The sequence below is a fragment of the Streptomyces fuscichromogenes genome (assembly GCF_014645815.1).
Taxonomy (GTDB): Bacteria; Actinomycetota; Actinomycetes; order Streptomycetales; family Streptomycetaceae; genus Streptomyces; species Streptomyces fuscichromogenes.
In genome coordinates, this window is the sequence record NZ_BMML01000004.1 from 572,008 (window position 1) to 578,587 (window position 6,580).

Annotated in this window: 7 protein-coding genes; 1 reads left to right on the top strand and 6 read right to left on the bottom strand. The window is 70.8% G+C overall.

Annotated features, from left to right (window positions below; all coding sequences use genetic code 11):
* Positions 1-597, top strand: coding sequence for a TIGR03086 family metal-binding protein (locus IEZ11_RS11815; RefSeq protein ID WP_189262623.1), 597 nt, complete (start codon positions 1-3; stop codon positions 595-597).
* A gap of 220 nt (positions 598-817) precedes the next feature.
* Here the strand turns inward: IEZ11_RS11815 and IEZ11_RS11820 are convergent, their stop codons facing one another.
* The 6 genes from IEZ11_RS11820 to cysD form a co-directional block, all read right to left on the bottom strand.
* Positions 818-1,567, bottom strand: coding sequence for a sirohydrochlorin chelatase (locus IEZ11_RS11820; protein ID WP_189262624.1), 750 nt, complete (start codon positions 1,565-1,567; stop codon positions 818-820).
* Positions 1,568-1,572: 5 nt separating this feature from the next.
* Entirely contained in the window at positions 1,573-2,451 is an 879-nt protein-coding gene (locus IEZ11_RS11825; protein ID WP_189262625.1) for an ABC transporter permease, read from the bottom strand.
* On the bottom strand, positions 2,438-3,223 hold the full coding sequence (locus IEZ11_RS11830) for an ABC transporter ATP-binding protein (RefSeq protein ID WP_189262626.1): 786 nt from the start codon (positions 3,221-3,223) through the stop codon (positions 2,438-2,440). The genes IEZ11_RS11825 and IEZ11_RS11830 overlap by 14 nt, the downstream gene beginning before the upstream one ends.
* Before the next feature lie 35 nt (positions 3,224-3,258).
* The gene (locus tag IEZ11_RS11835) at positions 3,259-4,368 is read right to left on the bottom strand and encodes an aliphatic sulfonate ABC transporter substrate-binding protein (protein ID WP_189262627.1); all 1,110 of its coding nucleotides are present in this window, start codon (positions 4,366-4,368) and stop codon (positions 3,259-3,261) included.
* Between the two features lie 231 nt (positions 4,369-4,599).
* Positions 4,600-5,931 (bottom strand): sulfate adenylyltransferase subunit 1, encoded by a 1,332-nt coding sequence (locus IEZ11_RS11845; protein ID WP_189262628.1) that lies wholly within the window; start codon positions 5,929-5,931, stop codon positions 4,600-4,602.
* Between the two features lie 2 nt (positions 5,932-5,933).
* A partial coding sequence (gene cysD / locus IEZ11_RS11850) for a sulfate adenylyltransferase subunit CysD (protein ID WP_189262629.1) occupies positions 5,934-6,580 on the bottom strand: 647 nt, incomplete at its 5' end.

Here is a 6,580-nt window from a genome sequence, read left to right on the forward strand (position 1 = left end):
ATGACGTACGACGACCCGAAGCTCCTGCACACGTACATGACCGAATGCGCCGCCGAGGCGGCCCGTGTCGCCCGCGGCGTCCCGGCGGCACGGCTCGGCGACCCCACCCACTGCCCCGACTGGGACGTCCGGGCCCTGGTCAACCACTGGGTCCTCTACACCTCCCACGGCCTGGAGCACCGCGCCCTGCGCAGGCAGCTCCCCGAGGAGCTGACGGCCCGCGACTTCACCGAGGACCCCGACTGGCCCGCGGCCTACGCGGCTCAGCTGGACCGTGCCGTCGCGGCCTGGGCCGACCCGGCGGTGTGGGAGGGCGAGGTGGACCTGGGCATGGCGAAGATGCCCGCCGTCCAGATCGCCTCGATGGTCGTCAAGGAGACGGCGGTGCACGGCTGGGACGTCGCCGCCGCCACCGGCGGACGGTTCCACGTCTCCGACGGCACCGCCCGCTTCGTCCTCGACGTGGTCGAGCGGCACGGCGACCTCTACCGCCAGTACGACGGCTTCGCCGCCCCGGTGCCGGTGCCGGACGACGCCCCGGTCTTCGACCGCGCGCTCGCCGCCAGCGGGCGGGACCCCCGGCTCGCCCAGGGCTGAGCGGATACGGCTCCGGTCAACTGCCGGACAGCGCGGAGCCGTTGCGTGCTGAACCGGTAAAGCCCCTGGTGTGACATGTTCGCCGTACCCGACGCAGAAGTAAGAGCCGGCCACGACAGGGACGCTCGCGAGAGCCGTGCCGTGGGCCGGCCGTTCGCGGTCCGACGGCACAGGGGAGCGCCGGACCGCGAACAACCGGGCCCGTCGCTCAGGCCGTCGCTCAGGCTCCGACGGCCGCCAGGGCCGGGGTGCGCGCCGCGTCGTACCGCTCCAGCAGCACCCGCGCCACCTCCGGCGCCGGGCCGAGCACCTCGGCCAGCACGTCCGCCTCCGCCGCGCCCCGGGCGATCCGGTCGGGCAGGAAGCCGGGGGCGAGGACGTAAGGGGCCACCGCGACCCGGGCGCAGCCCAGCTCCCGGAGCTCGCGCACCGCTTCCTCGGTGCGGGGCAGCGACGCGGAGGCGAACGCCGGCCGCACGGCGTGCCAGCCGGTGTGCCGCCACTCCCGCGCGATGTCCGCGATCACCGCGATCGCCTCCGGGTCGCTGGACCCGGCCGAGGCCAGCACGACCCCGGTCGAGGACTTGTCGGCGGCCGTCAGCCCCGCCTCGTACAGCCGCCGTTCCAGGGCCGACAGGAGCAGCGGGGACGGGCCGAGCACGTCCGCCTGCCGGATGCGCAGCCGCGGCGGCGCGTCCCGCAGGACGGCGGGGATGTCCGCCTTCGCGTGGAACGCGCGGGTGAGCAGCAGCGGGAGGGCCACGACATCGCGCACGCCCTCCGCCGCCAGCGACTCCAGCACCCCGTGCACGGAGGGGATGTTGAAGTCCAGGAAGCCGGTCTCCACACGCAGCCCCGGCCGCAGCGACCGCACCCGCCGCACCAGGGCGTGCACGGTCGCGGCATGCCGTGGATCACGGCTGCCGTGGGCGATCACCACGAGAACGGGGCGGACCGGCTTGCTGTACATGGACCTCAGCTCTTCACCAGCAGACCTCGGCTGCGCAGCACCCACCGCTCCAGCGGACTGAAGATCAGCAGGTCGATCGCGATACCGACGAACAGGATCAGGATGATCGCCTCGAACACCATCGCCATGTCGCTGGCGGTGCGCGCGTTCTCCAGGAGCTGGCCGAGTCCCACGCCCAGGTCGGGGAAGCTCGCGATGATCTCCGCCGCCATCAGCGAGCGCCAGGAGAACGCCCAGCCCTGCTTCAGACCCGCCACATAGCCGGGCATGGCGGCCGGCAGCACGACGTGCCAGATGCCCTTGACGCCGGTCGCGCCCATGGTGCGCCCGGCCCGCAGGAACAGCGGCGGCACCTGGTCGACACCGGACACCAGGCCGTTGGCGATGGAGGGGACCGCGCCGAGCAGGATCACGGCGTACATCATCGAGTTGTTCAGGCCCAGCCAGATCACGGCCGGCGGCACCCAGGCCACCGACGGCAGCGACTGGAGGCCGGACAGGATCGGGCCGATCGCCGCGCGCACGAACTTCACCCGGGCCACCAGCAGCCCCAGCGGGGTGCCGATGGCGAGCGCGAAGAGGAAGCCGAGCAGACCGCGGCTGACGCTGGTCCAGATGTAGCCGAGCAGGTCGCCCTTGAGCCAGGCGTCCTTGAACGCGTCGCCCACCGCGGTCGGCGAGGGCAGCTTGGACGGGTCGTCGACGACCGGGACGAGGAGCGTCCAGGCCACGAGGACCACGGCGAGCGCGATGATCGGCGGCAGGATCTTGCTGGTGAAGGTCTGGCGGAAGGTCGGGCGGCTGGTGGCCGTCGTCTCCAGGGCGTCGAGGCCGGCCTCGACACTTCCGGCGTCCTTGGCCGGCGTCGTCTCAGTGCTGGCCATGGCGGCGGATCTCCCCACGCAGTACATCGGTGATCTCAAGGGACAGTTCGGCCACGGGCGCGTCCTCGATACGGCGCGGCTGCGGTATGCCGACCTCCCACTCACGGGCTATCCGGCCCGGCCGGGACGACAGCAGGATCACCCGCTGGGCGAGCCGCACCGCCTCCCGCACGTTGTGCGTGACGAACAGGACGGAGACGCCGGTCTCCTGCCAGATCCGGGTCAGCTCGTCGTGCAGCACGTCCCGGGTGATGGCGTCCAGGGCCGAGAACGGCTCGTCCATCAGCAGGAGTCTGCTCTCCTGGGCGAGCGCGCGGGCCAGCGCGGCCCGCTGGCGCATACCACCGGACAGCTCGTGGACGCGCTTGTCGTACGCGCCCTTCAGCCGGACCAGTTCGAGCAGCTGCTCGGCCTTGTCCCGGCGGTCGTTCTTGGCGACTCCCCTGAGCTTCAGGGCGAGTTCGATGTTCTTGCCCGCGGTCAGCCACGGGAAGAGGGCGTGCTCCTGGAACATCAGGGCGGGCCGCCCGTCCGTCGCGATGGAGCCCGTGGTGGGCCGGTCGAGCCCGGCCACCAGGTTCAGCAGCGTGGACTTGCCGCAGCCCGAGGCCCCCAGGAGGGTGACGAACTCACCCGGCGCGACATCGAGGGTGATGTCGTCCAGGACGAGCTGCTGTCCGCCCGGGGTCGCGAAGGACTTCGAGACATGCTCAAGGCGTGCCGCGTACTCGACCGACTCGTCGGCCTTGGCGAGTGTCGTGGTCGTGGCCATGGTCGTCACCTCCTGGGAACTCGTCGGGACCGGGATCAGCTGCTGCCGAGACCCGCGGCGCTGACCGTGCTCGCGCCGTCGGCCTTCAGCACCTTGTTGAGGAGCGTCAGGTCGTAGATGTTCTTCAGCAGCGGGTCGGTGAGCAGACCGGCCTTGACGGCGTGCTGCGCCTCGGTGTTGAGCGTGGAGGCCAGCGGGTCGTCGGTGAACTGGATGGACGACCAGGCCGAGTTCAGGACGTCGTCGGGCAGCGCCTTGCCGGAGTCGACCGCCAGCTGCTTGTTGGCCGAGGCCTTCGCGGCGTCCGGGTTGGCGTTGATCCACTTGTTGGTCTCGACCGAGCCCTTGAGGACCGCCTCGACGACCTTCGGGTGCTCCTTGAGGAACTTCTGCGACACGATGATGTTCGTGATCACGAACTTCTTGTCGGGCCACAGCGTGGACTCGTCGAGCAGCACCTTGCCGCCCTCGGCGACCAGCTTGGACGCGGTCGGCTCCGGCACCCAGGCGCCGTCGATGGAACCGGCCTTGAAGGCGTCCGGGGTGATCTTGTTGTCGGTGCGGACGACCGTGACGTCACCCTTGCCGCTCTGCGCGTCGACCTTCCAGCCCTGGTCGGCGACCCAGTTGAGGAACGCCACGTCCTGCGTGTTGCCCAGCTGAGGCGTCGCGATCTTCTTGCCCTTGACGTCCGCCAGCGACTTGATCTTCTTCGGGTTGACGACCAGCTTCACGCCGCCGGACGCCGAACCGCCGATGATCTTCAGGTCGGTGCCGTTGGACTTGGTGTAGCCGTTGATCGCCGGGGAGGGGCCGATCCAGCCGATGTCGATCGAGCCGGAGTTGAGCGCCTCGATCTCGGACGGGCCCGCGTTGAAGACGGCGTACTTCGCCGTGGTGGCGCCGAGCTCCTTCTGGAAGAAGCCCTTCTGGTTGCCGACCAGCGCGGTCGCGTGGGTCAGGTTGCCGAAGTAGCCGATCTTGACGGAGTCGAGACCGTCGATCTTCTTGGCTCCGGCGGCGACCTTGGCGGTGTCGGTCTTGTCGGAGTCCGACCCGTACCCGCAGGCGGCGAGCGTGAGCAAGGGGAGCGCGGCGAACGCGGCTATGCCGCGGCGAAGGAGGGCTGAGCGGTTGACAGGCACGGGAGGCTTTCCTCTCGTTGGCCCGGCGGTCACGGTCTCTCAGGTCGTGGCCGGGAGGTCGGCAGGTCTTCGTCGCATCCGGGACGTCGGGTGGGGGGTGAGGGCGCGCAAGCGGTGCGCGTACGTCAACGCACACATCGCGCCACCCCGCCCTGCCCGCTGCCGAGGGCGCCGCTGCCGACGCGGCCGCCCTCCTTCGCGAACGTCGAGTAGACGTCGGTCATCGTCATGTCAGAAGTCCCAGCCGTCGTCTTCGGTCTCGTCCTTGACCGGCTCGGGGGACGCGAACGACTCGCCGACCATGCCCGCGGTGAGCGTGGTGCCGTCGGCGGGGTCGATCAGGATGAACGAGCCGGTGCGGCGCGAGTCGGCGTAGGAGTCGACCGGCAGCGGCTCGGCGGTACGGATCTTCACCCGGCCGATGTCGTTGGCGACGAGCTGGCCCGGGTGCGGGTGCAGGGACAGGTCGTCGAGCGTGAGCCGGGACGGGATGTCCTTGACGACCGCCTTCACCGTGCGGGTGCCGTGCTTGAGCAGCACCCGGTGCCCGACGGTCAGCGGCTGGTCGGCCACGTGGCAGACGGTCGCCTCGACGTCCTGGGTGGTCGCCGGGGCGTCCTTGGTCGGGACGATCAGGTCGCCGCGTGAGACGTCGATGTCGTCGGTGAGCAGGAGGGTCACCGACTGGGTGGTCCACGCCGTGTCGACCGGCCTGCCCAGGAGGTCGATGCCCGAGATCGTCGTGGTACGGCCGGACGGCAGGACCGTGACCGGCTCGCCGACGTGGAACGTGCCGGCCGCGATCTGCCCGGCGTAGCCCCGGTAGTCCGGGTGCTCGGCGGTCTGCGGGCGGATCACGTACTGCACGGGCAGCCGGGCGTGGCAGTGCGCCAGGTCGTGGCTGACCGGCACGGTCTCCAGGTGTTCCAGGACGGTCGGGCCGCCGTACCAGTCCATGTTCGCGGACGGCTCCACGACGTTGTCGCCGACGAGCGCCGAGATCGGGATCGCGGTGATCTCCGGGACGCCCAGCTCGGTGGCGTACGCCGTGAACTCCTCGGCGATCCCGGCGAAGATCGACTCCTGGTAGCCGACCAGGTCCATCTTGTTGACGGCGAGCACCACGTGCGGGACGCGCAGCAGGGCGGCGATCGCGGCATGCCGGCGGGTCTGCTCGACGACCCCGTTGCGGGCGTCGACCAGGACCACGGTCAGTTCGGCGGTGGAGGCGCCGGTGACCATGTTCCGGGTGTACTGCACGTGCCCGGGGGTGTCGGCGAGGATGAACCGGCGCCTCGGGGTGGCGAAGTAGCGGTAGGCCACGTCGATGGTGATGCCCTGCTCGCGCTCGGCGCGCAGGCCGTCGGTGAGCAGGGCCAGGTCGGGGGCGTCCTGGCCACGGTTCGCCGAGGCGCGTTCGACGGCCTCCAGCTGGTCGGCGAGGACCGACTTGGAGTCGTGCAGGAGCCGTCCGACGAGGGTGGACTTGCCGTCGTCGACGGAGCCCGCGGTCGCGAACCGCAGCAGGGTCGTCTCGGCGAGGCCGAGTTCCGTGGTGCTCATGGTTAGAAGTACCCCTCGCGCTTGCGGTCTTCCATCGCGGCCTCGGAGAGCTTGTCGTCGGCCCGGGTGGCGCCGCGTTCGGTGAGCCGGGAGGCGGCGATCTCGGCGATCACCTTCTCGATGCTGTCGGCGTCGGAGTCGACCGCGCCGGTGCAGGACATGTCGCCGACGGTCCGGTAGCGCACCTGGCGCTTCGCCACGCTCTCGGCCCCCTTCGGGCCGCCCCACTCGCCGGCGGTCAGCCACATCCCGCCCCGCTGGAACACCTCGCGCTCGTGCGCGAAGTAGATCTGCGGCAGTTCGATGTCCTCGCGGGCGATGTACTGCCAGACGTCCAGCTCGGTCCAGTTGGACAGGGGGAAGACGCGGACGTGCTCGCCGGGGGCGTGCCGGCCGTTGTAGAGGTTCCACAGTTCGGGGCGCTGGCGGCGCGGGTCCCACTGCGAGAACTCGTCCCGCAGGGAGAAGACGCGCTCCTTGGCGCGGGCCTTCTCCTCGTCGCGGCGGCCGCCGCCGAAGACGGCGTCGAACTTCTCGCTCTGGATCTTCTCGGTCAGCGGCACGGTCTGGAGGGGGTTGCGGACGCCGTCGGGGCGTTCGCGCAGCACACCGCGGTCGATGTAGTCCTGTACGGAGGCCACATGGAGGC

What these genes read in the sequence shown, in the direction of transcription:
- IEZ11_RS11815 (WP_189262623.1), top strand. Translation starts at nt 1, where the DNA reads ATGACGTACGACGACCCGAAGCTCCTGCACACGTACATGACCGAATGC.
- IEZ11_RS11820 (WP_189262624.1), bottom strand. Translation starts at nt 1,567, where the DNA reads ATGTACAGCAAGCCGGTCCGCCCCGTTCTCGTGGTGATCGCCCACGGC.
- IEZ11_RS11825 (WP_189262625.1), bottom strand. Translation starts at nt 2,451, where the DNA reads ATGGCCAGCACTGAGACGACGCCGGCCAAGGACGCCGGAAGTGTCGAG.
- IEZ11_RS11830 (WP_189262626.1), bottom strand. Translation starts at nt 3,223, where the DNA reads ATGGCCACGACCACGACACTCGCCAAGGCCGACGAGTCGGTCGAGTAC.
- IEZ11_RS11845 (WP_189262628.1), bottom strand. Translation starts at nt 5,931, where the DNA reads ATGAGCACCACGGAACTCGGCCTCGCCGAGACGACCCTGCTGCGGTTC.